The 19,790-nt window shown below is 44.8% G+C and carries 16 protein-coding genes and 1 pseudogene; 4 read left to right on the forward strand and 13 right to left on the reverse strand.

The features are described 5' to 3' along the window. Positions 1-9: 9 nt before the first annotated feature. Together BK127_RS24595 and BK127_RS24600 are read right to left on the reverse strand one after the other, a co-directional pair. Positions 10-3,171: an S-layer homology domain-containing protein gene (locus tag BK127_RS24595; RefSeq protein WP_076234160.1), complete on the reverse strand. Its 3,162-nt coding sequence runs from the start codon at positions 3,169-3,171 to the stop codon at positions 10-12. 5 nt (positions 3,172-3,176) lie between these two features. After that, positions 3,177-4,856, reverse strand: a complete 1,680-nt coding sequence (locus BK127_RS24600) for a dockerin type I domain-containing protein (protein WP_076234161.1) — start codon at positions 4,854-4,856, stop codon at positions 3,177-3,179. Between the two features lie 960 nt (positions 4,857-5,816). Here BK127_RS24600 and BK127_RS45720 point away from each other — a divergent pair. Together BK127_RS45720 and BK127_RS45725 are read left to right on the forward strand one after the other, a co-directional pair. Beyond that, on the forward strand, positions 5,817-6,035 hold the full coding sequence (locus tag BK127_RS45720; protein WP_076234162.1) for a transposase: 219 nt from the start codon (positions 5,817-5,819) through the stop codon (positions 6,033-6,035). 198 nt (positions 6,036-6,233) lie between these two features. Next, positions 6,234-6,368, forward strand: a pseudogene (locus BK127_RS45725) (hypothetical protein); the annotation flags it as partial. 334 nt (positions 6,369-6,702) lie between these two features. Here BK127_RS45725 and BK127_RS24615 read toward each other — a convergent pair. Both BK127_RS24615 and BK127_RS24620 read right to left on the reverse strand, forming a co-directional pair. Further along, positions 6,703-7,095 (reverse strand): hypothetical protein, encoded by a 393-nt coding sequence (locus BK127_RS24615; protein WP_083689547.1) that lies wholly within the window; start codon positions 7,093-7,095, stop codon positions 6,703-6,705. Between the two features lie 134 nt (positions 7,096-7,229). Beyond that, positions 7,230-8,024, reverse strand: coding sequence for an SDR family oxidoreductase (locus BK127_RS24620; RefSeq protein ID WP_076234163.1), 795 nt, complete (start codon positions 8,022-8,024; stop codon positions 7,230-7,232). 140 nt (positions 8,025-8,164) lie between these two features. Here BK127_RS24620 and BK127_RS24625 point away from each other — a divergent pair, with 140 nt between their 5' ends. Continuing rightward, positions 8,165-9,061 carry a LysR family transcriptional regulator gene (locus BK127_RS24625; protein WP_076234164.1) on the forward strand — a complete coding sequence of 299 codons (897 nt, stop codon included), beginning with the start codon at positions 8,165-8,167 and terminating at the stop codon, positions 9,059-9,061. A 116-nt stretch (positions 9,062-9,177) separates the two neighbouring features. On the opposite strand, the gene BK127_RS24630 is transcribed toward BK127_RS24625, so the two are convergent. The 6 genes from BK127_RS24630 to BK127_RS24650 all read right to left on the reverse strand — a co-directional run bounded on the left by BK127_RS24630 (position 9,178) and on the right by BK127_RS24650 (position 15,867). Further along, positions 9,178-11,112, reverse strand: a complete 1,935-nt coding sequence (locus tag BK127_RS24630; protein ID WP_076234165.1) for an FAD-dependent oxidoreductase — start codon at positions 11,110-11,112, stop codon at positions 9,178-9,180. 114 nt (positions 11,113-11,226) lie between these two features. Further along, entirely contained in the window at positions 11,227-12,324 is a 1,098-nt protein-coding gene (locus BK127_RS24635) for a sensor histidine kinase (RefSeq protein ID WP_076234166.1), read from the reverse strand. A 31-nt stretch (positions 12,325-12,355) separates the two neighbouring features. Then, on the reverse strand, positions 12,356-13,048 hold the full coding sequence (locus BK127_RS24640; protein WP_076234167.1) for a response regulator transcription factor: 693 nt from the start codon (positions 13,046-13,048) through the stop codon (positions 12,356-12,358). 212 nt (positions 13,049-13,260) lie between these two features. Then, the gene (locus tag BK127_RS24645; protein ID WP_076234168.1) at positions 13,261-14,010 is read right to left on the reverse strand and encodes a class I SAM-dependent methyltransferase; all 750 of its coding nucleotides are present in this window, start codon (positions 14,008-14,010) and stop codon (positions 13,261-13,263) included. Positions 14,011-14,183: 173 nt separating this feature from the next. Next, positions 14,184-14,300 carry a sporulation protein YjcZ gene (locus tag BK127_RS42565; RefSeq protein WP_083689548.1) on the reverse strand — a complete coding sequence of 39 codons (117 nt, stop codon included), beginning with the start codon at positions 14,298-14,300 and terminating at the stop codon, positions 14,184-14,186. Positions 14,301-14,421: 121 nt separating this feature from the next. Beyond that, on the reverse strand, positions 14,422-15,867 hold the full coding sequence (locus BK127_RS24650; RefSeq protein ID WP_256711432.1) for an MDR family MFS transporter: 1,446 nt from the start codon (positions 15,865-15,867) through the stop codon (positions 14,422-14,424). A gap of 186 nt (positions 15,868-16,053) precedes the next feature. Between BK127_RS24650 and BK127_RS24655 the strand changes: the two genes are divergently transcribed. Continuing rightward, positions 16,054-16,470 carry a MarR family winged helix-turn-helix transcriptional regulator gene (locus BK127_RS24655; RefSeq protein ID WP_083689554.1) on the forward strand — a complete coding sequence of 139 codons (417 nt, stop codon included), beginning with the start codon at positions 16,054-16,056 and terminating at the stop codon, positions 16,468-16,470. Positions 16,471-16,634: 164 nt separating this feature from the next. Here BK127_RS24655 and BK127_RS24660 read toward each other — a convergent pair whose 3' ends face one another. The 3 genes from BK127_RS24660 to BK127_RS24670 are packed head-to-tail and all read right to left on the reverse strand — an operon-like array spanning position 16,635 to position 19,775. Continuing rightward, positions 16,635-17,561, reverse strand: a complete 927-nt coding sequence (locus tag BK127_RS24660) for a metallophosphoesterase family protein (RefSeq protein WP_076234170.1) — start codon at positions 17,559-17,561, stop codon at positions 16,635-16,637. A 21-nt stretch (positions 17,562-17,582) separates the two neighbouring features. Then, positions 17,583-18,911, reverse strand: coding sequence for an ABC transporter substrate-binding protein (locus BK127_RS24665; RefSeq protein WP_076234171.1), 1,329 nt, complete (start codon positions 18,909-18,911; stop codon positions 17,583-17,585). A gap of 30 nt (positions 18,912-18,941) precedes the next feature. Beyond that, positions 18,942-19,775 carry a carbohydrate ABC transporter permease gene (locus BK127_RS24670; RefSeq protein WP_083689549.1) on the reverse strand — a complete coding sequence of 278 codons (834 nt, stop codon included), beginning with the start codon at positions 19,773-19,775 and terminating at the stop codon, positions 18,942-18,944. Between the last annotated feature and the right edge of the window lie 15 nt (positions 19,776-19,790).

Raw genomic sequence — 19,790 nt, forward strand, 5'->3', positions numbered from 1 at the left:
CTTGCTCTGTTACTTTCCGCCGACTGATACCGGCACATGAACATGATCCACGGACGCCTCTTGAATGTTCTTAAACGCCCAGTGTTGTGAAGGTACATCACTCCACTTTGCATCGGATACAGATAACGGATCCCGGCCCGACAACTTGTTAAGCATCATCACCGCTTCAGCCCGGGTAAGGGTCTGCTCAGGACGGAACGTGCCGTCCCCGTATCCGTTAACTACTCCCGCCGCCTTCGCTTTCCCAATCGCTGCCGCTGCCCAATGGCCTACGGTGTCGGAGAAGCTGCCGCCGCCTTCCGCGGCCGAGCTCAAACGAGCTGCAATGCTTGCCGCTTCAGCGCGCGTAATGGTTTGTTCCGGCTTGAAGCTGCCATCCAGATAGCCGTCCATCAGTCCGCTGTCCGCTGCCACATCGATAGCTGCATTGGCCCAATGACCAGGCGTGGTATCCGTATAGGTTATGGCAGCTGTCTTACTGCTCTTATCCTTAGCGAACAACCGGACTAACACTGTTGCCATTTCTGCACGCGTAATTGGCTTGTCCGGTCCGAATGTGCCGTCCGGATAGCCCGTCATATACGCTTGATGCACATTACTTGCTTGCGATCCTAGCTGAACGACCGTAAATGTACTAAACTTGTTCACGGTAAACCGGATGCCCGGCTTGCCCGTTGAATCGTAGGGGACAATTTCCCCTCGAATCAGCTCTTTTGTGCCGTCGCTATGCTCGATGAAGATGCCCAACTCTTTAAGCTGCTGCTCGTTCAGGCCCGTGTCGGGTAAAGGCAGTACCAGCGTAACCGGACGGTTCTGCATGTTCGTCTCGATCATCATGGGACGACCCAAGACATTGACAATTGCACTACCGGCGGCTTCACGCACAATCTGCTCCGTTCTTGCACGTTGTTCGATTTCACTGCGTTCGCTTTCTGTTTTGACCGGCACGATATTGAAGTAGATGTCATCCTTCCATCCTTGCAGCGATCCGTCCGGAATAACAATGCGTACATTATTCGTGCTGATCTCTAAATTCACTTTATTGTCCGCCAATTTGGCTGTTGATTCCTTCGGCAAAGTGACTTTAACCTCTGAAACCTCATCCTTGGGATCGGGAATGACGATCTTGGCAGAGTTGGAACCGGCAGCTTTCAGTTGATCAACCAGCTTGTCCGCCTGACCCGGCGTAAGGGAAAGCTCATCCTTCTTTCGTCCGTCCGCTCCAGTCGTACGATGTATGACCGCCGTGGACACAACGCCGCCGTTGCCGGTATTTTCTACATTAACAGTGATGGTCTCGCCCTGTGAAGAACCGGACGATGAACCGCCCCCGCCGCTGGACGTATTGCGTAAGGTAATCGCCGCGCTGATCGCCGGCGTTGTTACATTGCCCGCCGCATCCGTCAACTCCATGGATACTGTCTTTGCGCCGCTGCCCGGGTTCAACGCCCATGCTTTCGTTCCAGCAATCGCTTCCCATGAGCTCCAGTCCGCGTTGTCGTTAGAAAAGCGCATCCGGATACCATTCGAACCCGCACCGTCGCTCCCCGTAATCGTCAAGTTGACGGAGGTCGAGATCGTGCTCTCTGCTCCGCTGTTAATGCTCAATGTTCCCACAGGCGCCGTTTTATCGAACAATACACTGCTGCCATCCGTTGTCGTATTTACGCGTACTCCCGGGTTTCCGGACAAATTGGCGAAATCGATGGTGAACGGAACAAGCCCTTCAGTTTCATTGCCTGTAAATGAATATTCCGCTTTATAGACATTGCCGCCCAAGCTTGTCACACTGGCCGTCTGGCCTGTAAGGGTGACTGCGGGCAATTCCTTTAAGCTCTCGCTGGCTGTAAAGGTTAGAGTCACCACGTCGCCTTTTTTGGCAACGGACGGGGTGGCATTACGGCTGGCGATGCCCACTTTCGTCAGCGTCGGCGGCACTGCCAGGTTCGGCTTGATGCTTGCCTCATTGGAATCTGTTATCCATCCGCCGACATTGTATGCTTTGACTAAGAAATAGTAAGTTGTTCCGTTCGTCAAGCCGTTTACGCTGTAGGTTGTTTGCGTAACGGTAGCTTTGTAGGTTGCGTCGTAAACGCTGCTTGCTGTACCCATATAAAGATTGTAGTAGGTGGCTCCTGTTACGCTGTTCCAGTTCAAGAGGGCTGTACCGTCTCCCGCAGCCGCCTTCAAATGGAATGCAACTTCAACTTTACCGGGCTGCAGCGTTTTCGTCATTTCTTTCGCCGATGCGTCGGTCACGGTAAATTGTTCCGGATTGTTTCCCTTTAAGGTTAAGGCTTTAGTCCCTGTCTTCGCCCCATCCTTAATACGAAAGGAGATCGTAAACATTTTTTGGCCTGACGTTATAGCGGCATCGCCGCCCCTCTGATCCGCCCAAGCAGCTTTGAGTGAGCCTGTAGTATTGTCGTATACGGAATCGAAAGTGTCCCCGTATTGGCCTGTTATTTTGGTCACTTCCAGCGAGGCTGTATCATAGCCGATTTCCATTCCGTAAGAACCGACTCCTTTCGAAGCTTCGCTTACAGATATGGGCACATCGACCGTTTCGCCGGGCGCTCCGCTGGCACTGCCGATAACAAGGCTCACCGTGCCGGGCGCAAGCGGATTGATGCGTACCGTACCGGCGGTAAGACCGGGAATCGCAGTGAAAGCCGTATCGTCCACCGTATATTTCGCTGAGGTAAAGTTTACAATGGAATCGCCCGGTACCGCGTTTTCTTTAATTTTCAGTTGAACCGTGAATATCTTTTGTTTGGAACTAAGAAACCCAAGGTCGGTTAAACCCGTTGCCGCAACCTTAATCTTTCCAGCCACGGATGTATCTGCGCTAAAAAGAGAGGATGGCGCTTCATCTTTTACCGCTGAATTCCCTTGGACAAGCTCAAGCACCTGGGCGTCATAAGACAATTCCATACTGTATCCTAGAATAAAATCGTTTACACCCGGTGTTGTCCCCGGCTCCATGTTGACTGCCACACTTACCGTACTTCCGGGCTCGCCTGACGACCCGACTGCTTCAGCTTTCACACTCACCGCCGCGGTAGCCTCGGCGCCGCCCATCGGTCCGAATGAAGCCGTCATGCACAAGACCACGATAAAAACGAGCATTTGGTGCAACCATCGTCTGGTTCCATATCGACGTTTATCCATTTATTTCACTGCCTTCCTAGGTAAATGTTCATCATGATCGCCGTGTCTGCCGTATCTACTACTCCATCGCCGTTCATATCGGCTATTTCGAGTTGCTCGGCAGTCAAAGAGATTTTCCCCAATATATATTGATTGACAAGAAGTATATCTGCAGGCATAACCTTTCCGTCCCCGTTCATATCTCCCTTAACAAGAGTCGTAAAGCTCCATACGCCGGGGGAAGATATCCCTTCGTAGGTGCTGCCGTCCTGATTCTGAAACGCCCCTGCCTCAATATATACATCATAATGGGTACCGCTCCCCAGTAGTTTGGGCTGAATTTTAACCGTATTTCCCAAAATGCTCACCTTCTGCGCATCATTAACCCCGATTCTCTCCACCTCGCTGTTATCTGACGATTTGCGGATCACGATGCTTTTCCCGTTCACTGCCGTTACGTTCTCACTGAAGGTGAGACTCAGTCCTGTCTTCAGTGGAACACCTGTCGCGTTCGCGGACGGAGTGAAGGTGCTTACTTGCAGTCCAAACGGAATTGCCTTGAGCACCAATTGGGCCGAAATCGGACTGGCAACATCGTAAGTGCTGTATGCGGCATAAATCGCGCTGTTGTTTCCATAAAGAGGGAGATCTCCCGTGCTATTGGGAAATGCCCCATTGTTGCCGATAATCGTCCAGTTCCCGTTTACATACTGATGGATGAATGTTTTTATAACGAATTGTGAGCCCTGTATTTCAATCGTGTAATAGGATACGTATAACGAATCCTTTGCCTTTGTGAAGTTGATGTTCATGGGCGACATTTCCGAAAAATTGGCTGCACCTACGCTTTCCCATTCGCTTCCGTTGTATTTCCGTACGTTAACATACTGGTTGTTTGAAGAATTTTGATGATTGTAGGCAACGTAAGGCGTTCCGTTGTCGATGTAAATTTTGGGATATTGCACAAAATCAACAAAATAAGGGTGGCTCGACGGTAACTGAACCTGGGCATATGTGCCTCCTACTCTCTCCCATGTATTACCGTTCAGCTTTTCCGCTACAATGCTATAGGGACTGACCTCTTGATAAACCACATAAGGTATTCCTTGGTAGACATACAGGTCGTTAGCTTGAGTTTGCTGGCCTAGCGTTGCGCCCCCGACCATATTCCAGGTCTCGTTCTCCAATTTCATAACGGTCACTTTTCCCGTCGAATAAGAAATATAAGGAACGCCTTCGTCAGCATAAAGAGAGAACATATTTCTTGCCGTGCTGCCTACATCAAAAATGCCGTTTCCTGCCATGCTCCATGAGCTTCCGTCATACTTTTTCACGTACAATTTATTAGTCAGAGACGTATGAGCCGTGTAGGCAACATAGACGATCCCTTGACTGATGCTCATTTTGACATCATAGATGTGGCTATAATTGTCGTCTGAAATGTATTCGCTGCCTACCGGTTCCCAGGTGCTTCCATTAAACTTTTTAACCTTCAGCCTGGGGGTGTTGTTTTCATTCTGAATATAGGCGGCATAAGGACTGCCGCCGTATGCAGCGATAGTAATGCCTGATATGGATCCTCCTTCGTTAATGCTGCTTACATCCTTCCACTCGGTTGCTGCCTGCGCAGGTGCTGCCTGCAATCCGGCGAATGCCCAAACCATTACCAGACCGAAGATCAGCATGCGCTTCAATATGCGCGCCATTTCTCTCACCTTTTTCTATTTTTTTATCCATGTTTATATGGATATGTATTCTAATATAACAATCACTTCTCACAAAAAACTCACAAACTTGCTATTTTCCAATGCAAAATATGTTCTATTATATATTTATTTGCAAAATGCTAGACGAAGGATATATCTTCATCTCTTTATATCGTAAATATTACTATATTATTTGTCAGTTGTTTTTCCAGCCATTAGAAGTCCGTGATGGCCGAGGAAAAGAATGAATATTTCAGGCAGAATACGTCTCTCAATTCATTACGGCCGCTGACAACAGGAAGTTGAGTGAGACCGGTGATCTGGGTTAAACCGTTCGGACTATTGGGCTTAGAGCAAGAAAAGACTGCTTAGCGTATATTTTCGTTAAAATGTTGGTAGGACCCCATGCCCATCAAGCTAAGATGAATCTATACCCCAAACTGGAAAAATAAGCTATCCTTTCTACATCAAGCATAATTAAAAGCTGGCTTCGTCCAACGAAAGAGCAAATATACCGCGCAGGATTTAGTTTCCTTATGTGTCTTTTTAAATGATCATGTAGCTGTGACTCCCCTAGCACGATTATGTAGCCAACTTAATGCCTCCAATCAGCTTTCGATGAGCGCAGAAGGATTGAACCAGAGGTTCAATCCTTCTGCAGTTGCCTTCCTTCAATCCCTTTTTTCAACGCTTCTCCAAGAATAAATCTCGACTTCCTTTTCGCTGCCTTGTGAATGTAACTCCTATTTTCATCGGATCCGTATCCTGGATTCGACTGTTTTTCAACTTCCAGACCCCTATGCCGACCGTTATCAGGGATCCCGAGGAAGTTCTCATACGGCTGGCATGAAAATACAACTCGAAGACGAGTTGAAAACCGGAGAATTCTTACAAGTGGATGTTGGCCCCGAATAAAACAACGACGGTCTATATGGCTCAAAACGAGCGAAAACGGTGGAAATGAACGATCTTTGTATTCGAGATATGGGCTACTTTTGTTTAGAAGACTTTGAAGAAATAGAGCAGCGAGGAGCTTTTTATGTTTCGCGGTTAAAATTGAATGTCCACGTATATGAACAAAATAAGGAAGTTGAACCATTCAAAGATGGCAGGGTAATAAAAGCAATCATTGTACAAAGAAATCGAACTGGAAGCTATTATGAATCGTCTTCAATCTGAAGAAATGGTGGAACTTTCCGATGTGTATCTGGGTCTTTATAAAAAATTTCACACACGGCTTCTTATTTACAAACTTACGGAAGAACAGACTCAAAAAAGCGGCTCCCGATGCCTGCTAAACAAGAGAAAAAGAAAAACGTAACCTATAAAGAACGATCAAAGCGTTGAAGTGCCATCAATATCTAAGAGCATGTCCATGACCTGTATTCCCTACGCTGGCAAATCGAGATTTTATTTAAAACGTGGAAGTCCATCTTATTGACCGGTGCAAGCCGATCAAAACTGAACGCTTTGAATGTCATGTATACGGGCAGTAGATCGCCATTTTGCTGAGTTCTTCTCTCATGTTTCAAATGCGCAGGCTTTTGCTGATGAATTGTAAACAGAAATCACGATCTGCTGCCTAGGAAATTGAAATTCTTAAAACGAAGCCACCAAGGCTTATTTAAGTCTGTACAAAGTTCAGTTCTAAGCTAATTGATTTGGATCAAGTGACGAACAGTAGCATCTGGTCCTTTTTCTTTGTTCTTAGCTTGATGGGCATGGGGTAGGACCCCTTTACGGTCTATAAAATGAAACTTCACAGTCAGCAGACAAAATGCCCTCGACCATGAAGGTAAAGGGCATTTTTACTACTCTATGATGGTATACTGTTCACTTTGTTAGGTTAAAAGTAGCCTCCACCCTCACGGACGATCCGTTGTGCCTGTTCATAAGCTTGCTCCTCTATAACCACCGTAAGCAAAATATCCATATTACGTACCCCGTTATAATCATAATACCCATCCTCTGAACGAGGAGCACTTAGTCCGCTGGCATCAACGTCTGCCGCTGCCAAGATGCCTTCGTCAATCCCTGGGCTCTCATTATTTAATGTTAGAAAGCTTAAACCAGGAAAACCGCCCGTTAATGGATTAAACGTTTCACTCACACCGTCACCCTGGAATTGACCAATCCTAGCAACCTGAACATCAATGGTTCCAAGCTCCTTAAGCTTGGGAAGCAGTCGATTTGCATCATCAGGTGAATGAAAGTAAGCCATGATGCTTTTTTCTGCCAAGGGTATACCCCCTTTCTTCATTATATAAAGCTGCTTCTACCGCTTGTTCGTTCGTATATTGACATCCAAATGCCGCCTTCTCCTCTGAATAGTTTGCTATAAATCCAGTAAAATATGTGTTGATTTATAGGATATTACACGGTTGGAATCGTGCCTCCATCAATAACATATTCGCTCCCTGTAATCGATGACGCACGGTCGGATACCAGAAATGCAACCAGCTCGGCAACTTCTTCCGGAAGTCCCGGGCGGCCAAGTGGAATGCCACCGAGTGAGTCCATTAACTGATTCAGCGCACTTTCTCTGCTCCCAGCTGTGGTTGCAATTCGATCAATCATCGCATCTGCGGCCTCAGTTTGAATAAAACCTGGTGATAGTGTGTTTATACGTATTCCTCGTGGAGAGAACTCGTTGGACAAACCTTTGCTGTAGTTGGCAAGAGCAGCCTTCGCCGCCGCATAAGCCAATGTCGTTTCATATAGAGGCATTCGTCTTTGGATTGACGTGAAATGAAGAATGACGCCGGAGCCTTTCTCTACCATCAGTGGCAGCAACCCGCGGTCCAGCCTAACAGCGGCAAGAAGATTCCAATTCAACGCATGAAGCCAGTCTTCGTCGGTCAGGACGAGCGCTCCTCCGGGTGGTGTGGTGGATCCACCGACGCAATGAACCACAATATCTACACCACCGAGCCGCTCTTTAACCCCTTGAATAACCTTGTCGACACCATCCGATGTTGACAAATCCGCTTGAACGAACAGATAGGTTTCTGCCAAATCGGCAGGTAAAGATCGCGCGGTTGTCATGACGGTTGCGCCAGCAGTAGATAGTCGTTTGACAACGGCTTGACCCATTCCTTTTGTACCACCTGTGACAAGTACCTTTTTGCCTTCAAATTCATTCAACTGATTTGTATATGATTTGTTCATTGTATAGCCTCCTGTAATTTTGGGTTATGCACCCGGATTGAATTAACTTCAAAGTTAGTTTACACTTGACCCTTTCATAGCGTCCAATTTATAATAATAATGAAATTGATTAATAATATTCATATAAAAGAGGCGGACTATTGGAACTTACCCAATTGGAATATTTTTTGACGGTTGCACGGCTTCAACATATGACTATGGCTTCTAAAGCACTCCGTATTACGCAGCCCGCATTAAGCCATGCTATTTCCAAGCTTGAAAACGAATTAAACGTTCCTTTATTTGAACGCAACGGCCGAAATATTAAGCTTAATCGGTATGGACAGATGTTCTCGAAATGGATTGAACAGGCCATGCACAATATTGAGAACGGTATGCAGGAAATCGAGGAATGGTCCAATCCCGATACAGGTGTCATCTCCATCTCATACCTTAATATTCTGGGTGTTGATCTGGTTCCCACCCTTGTGAAAACTTACCAATTGAACCATCCTAACGTTCGTTTCGAATTGACGCAAGGAAATCTCGGAGATATTGACGAGCATTTGGAACAAGGACTATCGGATTTAATGATTACCTCGAAGGAATCGATTATTGACAATCATCAATGGATCGTCATCCACACTATGCCTTTATACATCGTCGTCTCTTCTCGGCACCGTTTTGCTGGTGATTCTGCATTAAGTCTGGCGGAGCTATCAGGAGAGCCCTTCGTAGGCCTCAAAAACAACTGTGGGTTGAAAGCCACCATCTTGTCCCGTTTTCAAAATACCGGTTTTGTGCTAACCTCAACTTACGATGCTGAAGATCTAATCACGGTCGCGGGATTTATTAAGGCAGATCTCGGCGTATCCGTACTTCCCAAAACATTGGGGCTGATGCTGGACGGGCTCGTCTGGATTCCAATTACGGATGAAGGCTGGTACTGGGAGATTGGTCTGAAATGGAGAAAAGACCACTATGTGTCACCAGCGGCCAAACGATTTATCGAATATGTAGAGCTTTCATCATCCAACCATGTTGAACCACAAGGTTGAGTCTAGAGGCAATTGAATCCCTCTGCTCGACCTTTTTCAATGTAAAAAAGAGTGATGACAGCAAAATAGCTGCCTCTCCAGTAGCTACAAAACTACTGGAGAGGCAGCTCCTCATGCTAGAACTGCTTACCAACTATGCTGCTTACTGCATCCTTGAGCAGCATAAAAGCATCCCCATTGGTTAAATTCTGTTTATCTGCGATACTATCGACGGTAGCTTGGCTGATGATCCCTTTAGATTGAAGTTCAGCTTGCGCTCCATCTAAGTTTGTGTTTAAGCCGAGTGCTTTCACTAACGTAAAGCTTGCTTGCTGCAAGTTTAAAGGTTTATTAGCTGGTTCTGTCATACCTTTTAATGCTTCAGAAGGAACACCCGTAAAATTAGCCGCGTAGATCCGTTTCATATTATTGATCTGATTAACCATCCTTTGAGCATTAGATGCCTTGTCCAAATCAAAGGCCGTGTTGCCGTAAGAGCCGTAAGCAAGCCCCATATATACGGCTGCTTTAAGACCAGGATAAGCCTTATGCTCCATAAAGGACGGTTGATTCAAGGTATACGGCTTTATATCCATTCCTTGGTCGTTCATTTGCTTTTGCATTTCCGCAATCAACGGCTTCGATTCGGATAACTCGTGGAAGGTAACGTTATGATCCTTGGCAAGCTTTACGGCAACACCAGCTGCTTGGCCTTCCGCCATTCCAGTCGGAATGACACGAGCGCTTCCGTGTGCCAACGTATCATAACTGGCAGAACGTCCCACCACGAGCAATCCGTCAACAGCTTGCGGCACGATACTGCGGAATGGTACAGCATATCTCCAGGGATCAACAGGAATGGCACCGTTATCTGCTGGTGAAGTTTTTTGGATATCCGCAGGGTAGGAGCCGAAGGCTATTCTGTCCCACTGATCCCGATTTTCCAGTAAATCAATAATACTTAAGCGGTATAAGCCTTTCATATGTCGGGTTTCTCGAACATAAAGCTCAGAGGCGATTCCATCCAGCTCGGCATTCTTGAATTCCGGGAATGTATTTAAATATTTAACGACATTGGGTATTTCCTCATGGGCAATGTCCAATGCTTCCTTGTGCGAATCCGGGTTTAATCCATCAATACCAAAAATATGCAGCGCATTAATTAAAATCGTATCGTCATTTTGCCTGCCAATGTTAAGCCCGCGCATCATGGCACGTTCCTTGTTCAGAGGCACGTATGATTTCATCTCAGTCCCGTATCCCCAGGCAGACATTTTGTCTGTTCCTGTGCCGTCGTTCCCATCTTCATTTAGCCGTTTGGAGATGAGCTCCCATGCTTTGGCATCGATATTTTTCAAACGAAACACAGCCGTAACCGCCATCGCAGATTGGATATCACCCAAATCTTCGCGTCCTATTGTAAATTCGACGCCAGCAGCAGCGGCGAAGTCAGCATCCTGAGTGGCATCAATAACAGCTTTGGCCTCTATATGATGCTGTTTACCGTCCTTGGTTGTAACCTTAACCCCAATAACCACACGGGACTTGTCATTTTGCTTAACGATAGGCTCAATCGTCTGTGATTGCATGAACACATCGATGTTCTCTTCCGAGCTAACCAGCCCATAGAAACCATTAGCTGCTGTCTCGATATCAAACGAATGGCCTTCTATTTGTTTGTACCATTCGGTAAAAATTCCTTGATTCAAGTAGGCCTGTGTGTTTCCCGGCAAGTTGGATTTAGGCTTCACCCAGTTCATATCAATACTGTTTAACCAGCCTACCGTCATCAAGCCTCCCAATACTTCACGATCTCTGCTTTCTATTAATAAGGTTTTCAATCCATTGCGCGCTGCAGAGACGGCTGCACTAATACCTTCCGGATCTGTACCAACAACAACCACGTCATAACTATCCTGAAGCTTGTCCACCGATTCGACCTTCTTGGGCTCCTGACGCTGCGGCGCCGCTGCCAACGGGGTATCTCCTTTCATTCCTTTGTTGTACAGCCAGCTTCCTCCGATACCCAACATGACGATCACAGCTACGAATAAAATCCAATTACGTGACATCCTACACCTCGATTTCAAATTTTTTATCACTTGTATAATCAAGAGTATACTAGCCAAATCTTTAGATCTCATATGCGGCCGCTTATGAACCGCTTAAGTCATTCTTAATAATTATTAAGAATTACCTGTAAGCAGTGGAAACCTCGTTTCAAAAACGGTCATGCTTCTATTGCTATGTACAGCGATTTGACCGCCATGCACTTCAATAATGCTTTTAGCAATGGCCAACCCGAGCCCGGTGCCTCCTGTTTGCGAAGATCTTGATTTCTCAGCACGATAAAATCTTTCGAATATATAAGGCAAGTCCATTTGAGGAATGACTTCTCCATAATTAATAATTTCCACGATGGCTTCACTACTGCTTGTTCTGATCTGAATATCGACGTATTTGCCTTCCCTACCGTAGCGAATCGCATTGGAAATTAAATTTTCATAAGCACGTACCAATTGATTTCCATCGGCATGGATGTACACCATTTCATCATCAGAAGCCAAGCGGTAAGACATTCCTGCTTTCGTTAAAGCCGGTATAAACTCTTCCGCAAGCTGTTTTAAAAAACCGTACATGTTAATTTTGGTCTTCTTCAGAACGGGATCATTACCATGCAGGGAAGTATAATCAAATAAGTAATCAATTAGTTTTTTTAAATTTTTCGTTTTTTCGTAGGCTATATTCGTATAATACCGAAGCTCTACCTCATCCTTATATCGGTCTGATTCAATCAATTCGAGATAGCCTAATATTGAGGTAAGCGGTGTCCGCAGGTCGTGAGAAACCCCGGTAATTAATTCATTCTTAGTTCGTTCAGCGATTCTTTCTTCCTCAATCGATTTGCGCAGCTTTCTCGTCATCTGGTTAATGTTATCCACCACTACGCCCAATTCATCCGACGATCTTGCGACAATTTCGTAGCTGAGGTTTCCTTTGGCTATCTCCTGAAGACCCAGCGTAATTTCCTCCAGATAGCCTATGATTTTTCTACTAAAGATAAAGAAAAAGAACAGGAACAAAAAGCCGCCGATGACAACCATTACGGGAGTGGAACCAATGTTATTGACCACCCATCTAACAGGAGTCGTAAACGGCTTCACATATATCAAAGCAAGCAAAATTCGATAGCTGAGAAACACGGTTATAGCCGCAAGTACAATACTGAGCACAAACACGTATATAAACTTCCAACGCATCGTATAAATAAATTTATTTTTCAATAACAGTCTCTCCCTGCCCAGTCTCTCGTCCCTACTCAATCGTATAACCAATTCCCCACACGGTTTTAATATATTGAGGATTGCTTGGATCTTTTTCGATTTTTTCACGAATTTTGCGGATATGTACCATGATAGTATTGTTCGATTCCCAGAAGGGCTCGTTCCAGACATTTTCGTAAATTTTCTCCATGCTGAGTACAATTCCCCGGTTTCTTGCAAGCACCTGCAGGATGGCGAATTCCCGTGGTGTCAGCCTGACTTCATTGTGATCAATGCTCACTTTGTGCGTTGCAATATTAATGACGAGATCGTCAATAATGATTTCATTATCGTTTTTGATGGACGAAACGTTAAGCTGCCTATACCTCCTAAGCTGGGATTTGACACGAGCCGTGATTTCAAGCGGACTGAACGGTTTGACCACATAATCATCTGCACCAATGCTGAGTCCCGTTATTTTGTCCATTTCCTGGCTCTTGGCTGAGAGCATAATAATCGGCATATGCTTTTCTTCCCGGATTTTCATACAAGCTTCAATACCGTCCATTTGTGGCATCATCACATCCAGAATAATTAAATCGACGTGCTGAGAATTCAATATCTCCAAGGCCTCAATACCATTACTTGCTTTCAATAAAATAAACCCTTCATTTTTCAAATAAATCTCCAGGAGATCGACAATTTCCTTTTCATCGTCAACTAGGAGAATGGTGCCTCCGAACATATCAAGCCCTCCTGATCCTCTATCTACCTCGCAAAGATCCTGCAGTTGCGGATTCTCTATATTAGCATAGCATACCCATTTAACGAAAACTCTTAAGATGATCTTAATATAATACCTACTTGTTCTAAGGGTATGGCATCATGTCTCTTGTTAACGCAAAAAAGACTACTATTATGAGCAGCCTTTGTACTTAACTTGAATCGTCTTGCTCGTTATTTCCTTGCGATTAACATGAAGCGGTTCGAATTCGTCCTTATTCCTTGCGCGGTTTGATTGTCTGCTATAAATTTCTGAAGGATGTTGAAATCATCATCACATGCCCCAAAATCGGGAATAATCGGAGTGTATTTCAAAAGAAATACCAAATCTTCATACGACTCGTAATATTCTGTTGCATCGTATTCATAGAACTGAATTTCAGTAAAGCCAGCCCTTGCTAACTCTGATAGGTACTTATCTTTTAAAATCCCTTCGTCAGCTCCAAATTGCTGTCCCCTGCCAAAAGCTTGTTTTATGTTAAATTTATCGTTATTGCTTACTTGTTGGGTGAGAAACCAACCCTCTTGTACTAATACTTTGGCTACCTCTTCTGAACAGAAATGCGAATGCTGACATGTTACCATATTAAAAAAGCTTGAAGGGAACTCCAGATTTGCTGCATCCATCTGCAAGAAGCGTACATTGGATTTATTGGACTTGTGCAAATTAGCAGCAGCCGTTTGCACCATACCATTCGAATTGTCGATTCCTACTAGCAGCAGAGCAGATTCGGAGATGGATAGCAATCTTTCACCTCCACCAGTCCCGATATCCAGCAGTAAATCAGACTTCTTGCATCTTTGGGTAACTTCATTGTAAAAATCCCACTGCTTTCCCTCGGATACCACCTTCAGTTGACTAAAATCCCAACCGTTTAATCTTCCAACCTTATCGTAAAAGTTCTTATATTCTAATGGGTTCATACGTTGTTTCGAACGCTACGGAATGACATCGATCTCACCTCATATAGAAAGATATTCCAATTATAACGATGAACTTATCGACATTCAAGGGTAGCAAATAACTTAAGCAGGGTTGTCCCTTCCCTACAGCAAAAAACGCCTTCAAAGAACATGAAGGCGGGTGGTCCGAGAAATTAGTAAAGAAATGCGCCGGTAATGATTACCAACAATATAAACAGTACAAGAATCGCACCTGTAGAAGTGCCAAAGCCATAGCCGGCACAACTTTCACCAACTCCGAGTGCACCCATGTCAATCCCTCCTTCCGACTTCCATTCTGTAGGTTATGTTAGTCAAATGTCATGTGATTGGACGCTTTAAAAATATTCAGAGAGAAATGTAGTGAGTGGAAACAACAGAGAAATGCCCACCTTACTCGGTCAGGGAGTGTGCTTTCTTGCGCCTTTCTTTTAATAAAAAGGTCAACGGAATAGCAACAATACAAATGATGGTCGCCGTCATAAAAACATCCTGCACCCCTAAGGTCATCCCCTGCTCTCTCACGAGTTGGGCACCTGCCGACGCTCCAGTACTCAGCTCTTTCTGGTGAGTCAACGATCTGGCCGCGAGCAAAGAACTGAAAACTCCAATGGATAACGCTCCTGTTGCTTGGCGCACCCAGTTCGTCACAGAGGAAGCATGTCCTGAATTCTCCTTGGGAATAGCAGACATCCCTGCATTCATGACAGGCATAAATGCCAAGGCAATCCCTACATAACGAATTGTCATCCAAGTGGCCACATACACATGAGTAGCCTGGAGCGTGATATGACTTAACTCCCAAGTCGATACGATCAGCAGTACAATACCACTTAGAATCAACCAGAAAGGACCTATCTTGGTATACAGCTTTCCGACAATCGGAGAAAAGAAAGCCATAACCATAGAACCAGGCAGCAGCACCAAAGCCGTGTTCAAAGCTGTCGATTGCTGAATATCCTGCAGAAACACCGGAATTAAAAAGGTTCCCGAATATAACGAAGCCGTAATAATGCAATTAATAATCAAGCTGTACGTGAAACGGTTGGTATGAAAAACGCGCAGGTTGAGCAACGGTTCTTTCAAGGAAAGCTCACGGCGAATGAAATATACCAAAGTCGCTGCCCCAACGATCAGAAACGAACATGTTTTCCAGGAGGTCCAGCCCCAGCCATTTCCTTCGCTAAATGCAAGAATAATAAAAGAACTGCTGACAAGGACGGTAATAAAACCAGGTAAATCGAATGTATTTGACTTGCTTGCTCGTTGAAAAGGAAGGCACTTGAAAGCAACGGTAATCGCGATAAGTCCTATCGGTAAATTCAGTAAAAATAAAGATCTCCAGCCAAAGTATTCAGTTAGCCAGCCTCCCAGAGTCGGTCCAAAAGCCGGTGCCAGCATGGAGGATAAGCTCCATAAACTCATCGCAAATGCCTGTCGGTCTTTTTCAATAAATTGGTAGATCATCGTCATTGTTGTAGGGATAATCAAGCCACTGAACACCCCCTGCAAAATTCGAAACAACACCAACGATTCAATATTCCATGCGATCGTACATAAGCCTGAGAATAATGTAAAGCCGGATAAGGCAAATATATATAAACGCTTATAGCTCCACCGGTCACCAAAATAGCCGACAACCGGAGCAACGACCCCTGTAGCCAGCAAAAATCCGGTAATCATCCATTGAACCATGCCGAGCTCGGCGTGAAAATCTTTCATAAATATCGGAAAGGCAACATTGATTGTTGTCGAACTAAGCATGGACATAAAATTTCCGAAAAAAATAGCTAAAATAATGAACCAAAACGATGCATTGCCAGCTGCCTTATTAGCCACAATATCCTCCACCTTCTCACCTACATGTTTATATGATGCAGATATTGGTTAACCCTATATTCTCCAACAGAGCCCGTAAATAATCGGGTTTATTTGTAAGTAGTTGTATGATACAATCATCTCATGTATTTGTATTATACAACTACATATCCAAATGTCAATGCCATGCAAAGGAATGATGTACAGGTGAAAGAAAAGGATCTGGAATTGATCGATTATGAATTAGTCGTGCTTATCCGTCGCACATCTTTGGACAAGGAACTGGGAGGACTTGATCGATCCACCTATACGCTTCTCACACAGCTGTCCATGAATGGACCCGTTGGTGTTAAGGCGTTAGCTGACGAATTTCGTTTGGACATATCGACGATAAGCAGACAAACGACTCTTTTGGAAGCCAAAGGATATGTGCAGCGAATGCCCGATCCGACGGACGGAAGGTCCAGTTATTTTCAAGTCACGGAATTAGGTATGCGTAAAGTAAAGGAGGCCAAAAAAGCCCGACTAGCCCGACATGCACAGCTATTCAAGGACTGGTCTGATGAAGAACGCCAAAAGTTCGGGGAGCTGCTGGCAAGATTAAATCGGACGTTTGTCGAGTGAGAGTGTGACGAACACGGACTGAATTACTTTACAAAATTGATGAAGTTGACCCCATAGGTCTGTCCAATCTCATGTAAACGCAGTTAAAAACCTCTTCCCGATGGAAGAAGCCTTTAACCGGATTCTTATTAGTTTCCATACGTAATTTTGTATCGTGTAGATTGCTAACTTAACTGTAAAGTGCCCTCCAGCTTAATGGCCGTAAAGCTCGGAAACCCATTTTTCACAGCTACCCAAATAATATGATGAAATTCATCCAATCCAGTTTTATGCTTGTTGGCGCCAGTTCTCCCCATTTGGATATGTTGATTGCCAGCTATCTTCTCAACTTCCAACTTATGAAAATGTCCAGCAAGCATTGTATACGGCCTTGAATTCAAGGATTGGACCAATCGTTCGTATACGGTATCATCCGTTTTCCATATCGGCCGATGTGTCATGACAAAGGTCCAATCCGCATCTTGATGCTCATTAAGTATTTTTTCAATAAATGCAAACTGTTCCTCCCCGATGCACGGTTTTGGTTGATGCGTATTTGGATCTTGTGCCTGTTGCTTGGAAATGTTAGACAGCAGCGCCTGAATCACCTCTTCAGCTTTTTCCGGTTCACGCTTGCTAAGTATTTCTGTCTCTCGAAATGCGAGTTCAAGTTCAGGGGAAAGCGATTGCTGCGGTTCTTCCGTATTCAGAGCCAAGAATAGAACCTTCCCATAACGAAAGGCATAATAATCCATCCCCTTCCGTTCCTGCCAAACCTGCTTCATGACCACACTACTATAATCATGATTGCCAGCAATCGGTAAGAACGGCAATCCTGTACTTTTAATATGTGCTTCAAGCTCGTCCCATTCCCGATGAGCGCCTTCTGCTTGCTGCCAGTATCCTTCAATCAAATCGCCAACAGCAACGATAAAATCCGGGTTCATATTCTTGACCAACCCTAATGCCTCTTCAAACTTTCCTTCAATCGCAAAGCCGGTACGATCCCCCATGATAGCAAATTGGAAATCATTTGACGATGTCTGTGGTAATTCTCCTACCCATGGTCGCTTGTCTGTTTGGAAAAGCTTCTCATCATAAAACATTTTCATATCTAAAATCTCCTTTTGGGGTCATTTTTGGGCTTCTAGTAATTGCTGTACCTGTTTTGCTGCCGATTTCACTGCATCCTCCGGAGTAATTGTAAGATCCAACAAAGCTTTTTTGATTTCATCCTGAATTTTAATCGATATTTCCTTGTATCCTCTCATCGTCGGCCTTGAACGAGCAAAATCAAGCTGATCATATGCAACGCGATATTGCGGTGTTTTAGTCCATAGCTGTTTGATTCGATCACTTTCCTTTGCTTCCTTTGTCACTGGTATATACCCTGTTAATTCGCTCAATTGAGCCACATTTTCCTTTTGCGCAAGCCACTTAATAAAAGCTACGGCAGCCTTCTTTTCCTGCGTTGATGACTTTGCTAGAACAGTCAGATTGGACCCAGTTGTGCTCGCTGCGTACTGCTGCCCTGCCGGTAGAAAGCCAACACCAAGCTCGAATTTATCCTTTGCTCCCTCAAGCATAGTAGGCAGTGTAGCCGATGTTGTGAAAATGATTGCGGCTTTCTGTGAGATGAAGTCGTTAATCGCCGATAAATGCGCATTCGATTCCTGACCGGACGGTATCTTCATGGAGCCGTTCTTTATCATGTCTTGATATAACCTGACTGTAGCGTAGCCGGCTTCGTTGTCGAAAGCGACTTGCTTTTCATCTGGCGAGAACATTTCACCTTTTTGCTGAAACACTCCATCCTCGAAAAAGATCACGTCAATAGGCATCTCAAAACCGACAACCGATTTGTTTTTATCAGTCGTTTTTAGAGCAAATGATTTAAGTTCTTCCCAATTTTTCGGGCCTGCATCTGGAAGCCCTGCGTCACGCAGCATATTTTTGTTGTAGTACATGACAAAAGTACTTCGATAAAAAGGTATACCGAGCAATTGATCCTTGATTAAGGCATTATTCAACATACCTGGATGAAAAGCAGCAATTTCTTCTTTTGAAAAATACGTTTTTAAATCGTCCAGTGCACGGGATAAACCGAATTCCGACGTTTGCGTAGTAGCAAGCATTGCGATGGCCGGCTGATTCCCCGCAAGAATGGCGGCTTGCAGCTTGGTGGCAAGAGCACTGCCATCCCCCAAGTTCACTCCAGTTACTTTAACCGCGGATTGTTCGGAATTATATTTACTGATCATTTCTTCTGTTGCTTTGCTTAGCTGAGCGGCTTGCGCATACCAATATTCAATTTTGGTCACGGAAGCAGCTGTGTTTTCGGATTTGGCACCTCCCGAGCCTGCTTTATCCCCTGCTGGGTTATCTGTCTTGTTGTTTCCTGCACACCCGGCAATCGATAATACTGTTACTAAGATAGTTAAATTTAATAAAAGCTTCTTCATAAGGTTCTCTCCTTTTAATGGTTCAATTATCTATTTGATGCCGCTGTATGTAAAAGCGGACTTGATGTGTTTACTGGCAAACAAATAGATCATAAATATCGGCGCCACTAGAATAACATTACCAGCCATCAGTAATTGCCAATGCGTACCCTCGGTATTGGTCAATTTGATCATTCCAACCGTCAACGTATGAAGCTGCTCGCTGCTCGTCATGATTAGCACCCAAAATAAATCGTTCCAGTGCGTGATAAAAAGCAGCAAAGTGACGGTAACTATGATTTGCTTGATCATTGGAAGCAGCATATTCAACACGAGTCTTCCTTCTGACAGCTGCTCCAACTTTGCCGCATCAATAATGTCATCCGGTAATTGCTTGAATGATTCGGTCAGTAGGAAAATGGCAAATGGCGAAACCATATAGGGGATCGTTAATGCTGCATACGTATTTATCCAGCCCAATTCACTGAGCAGCAGGTAGATAGGAATGATCACAACCTGCATCGGAAGCATCATGCCCGCAAGAATCATGGCGTACACGACTCTGGATCCCTTGAACCGTCTTCGTGCGAACGCATAAGCAGCTGGTATTGCGACAACCAATTGGAGTGCGGTAGTTAATATGGCTACGAGAAAGCTGTTAAACACATAACGGGGAAAAGGTCCCGTCCTCCATACTTCCAAATAGTTCTCAAACATCAATTGCTTCGGGAAAAACGATGGTGGAAAAACCAGCGTCTCCGGCAGCGTCTTAAAGGAGGTGACAATCATCCAATAAAACGGGAACAAATAGATCAGTCCGACCGCCAGCAACAAGAGTAACCCTGCCGCTTCTGGGATGTTTACACCAAATACGCGTTTGCTCATTTTTTGAACCGCCTT

Source organism: Paenibacillus sp. FSL H7-0331 (assembly GCF_001956045.1).

Bases quoted from the DNA above. Each gene is read 5' to 3' on its own strand.
- BK127_RS24595 (WP_076234160.1), bottom strand. From the start codon at position 3,171: ATGGATAAACGTCGATATGGAACCAGACGATGGTTGCACCAAATGCTC.
- BK127_RS24600 (WP_076234161.1), bottom strand. From the start codon at position 4,856: ATGGCGCGCATATTGAAGCGCATGCTGATCTTCGGTCTGGTAATGGTT.
- BK127_RS45720 (WP_076234162.1), top strand. From the start codon at position 5,817: ATGAACGATCTTTGTATTCGAGATATGGGCTACTTTTGTTTAGAAGAC.
- BK127_RS24620 (WP_076234163.1), bottom strand. From the start codon at position 8,024: ATGAACAAATCATATACAAATCAGTTGAATGAATTTGAAGGCAAAAAG.
- BK127_RS24630 (WP_076234165.1), bottom strand. From the start codon at position 11,112: ATGTCACGTAATTGGATTTTATTCGTAGCTGTGATCGTCATGTTGGGT.
- BK127_RS24640 (WP_076234167.1), bottom strand. From the start codon at position 13,048: ATGTTCGGAGGCACCATTCTCCTAGTTGACGATGAAAAGGAAATTGTC.
- BK127_RS24645 (WP_076234168.1), bottom strand. From the start codon at position 14,010: ATGAACCCATTAGAATATAAGAACTTTTACGATAAGGTTGGAAGATTA.
- BK127_RS42565 (WP_083689548.1), bottom strand. From the start codon at position 14,300: ATGGGTGCACTCGGAGTTGGTGAAAGTTGTGCCGGCTATGGCTTTGGC.
- BK127_RS24660 (WP_076234170.1), bottom strand. From the start codon at position 17,561: ATGAAAATGTTTTATGATGAGAAGCTTTTCCAAACAGACAAGCGACCA.
- BK127_RS24665 (WP_076234171.1), bottom strand. From the start codon at position 18,911: ATGAAGAAGCTTTTATTAAATTTAACTATCTTAGTAACAGTATTATCG.
- BK127_RS24670 (WP_083689549.1), bottom strand. From the start codon at position 19,775: ATGAGCAAACGCGTATTTGGTGTAAACATCCCAGAAGCGGCAGGGTTA.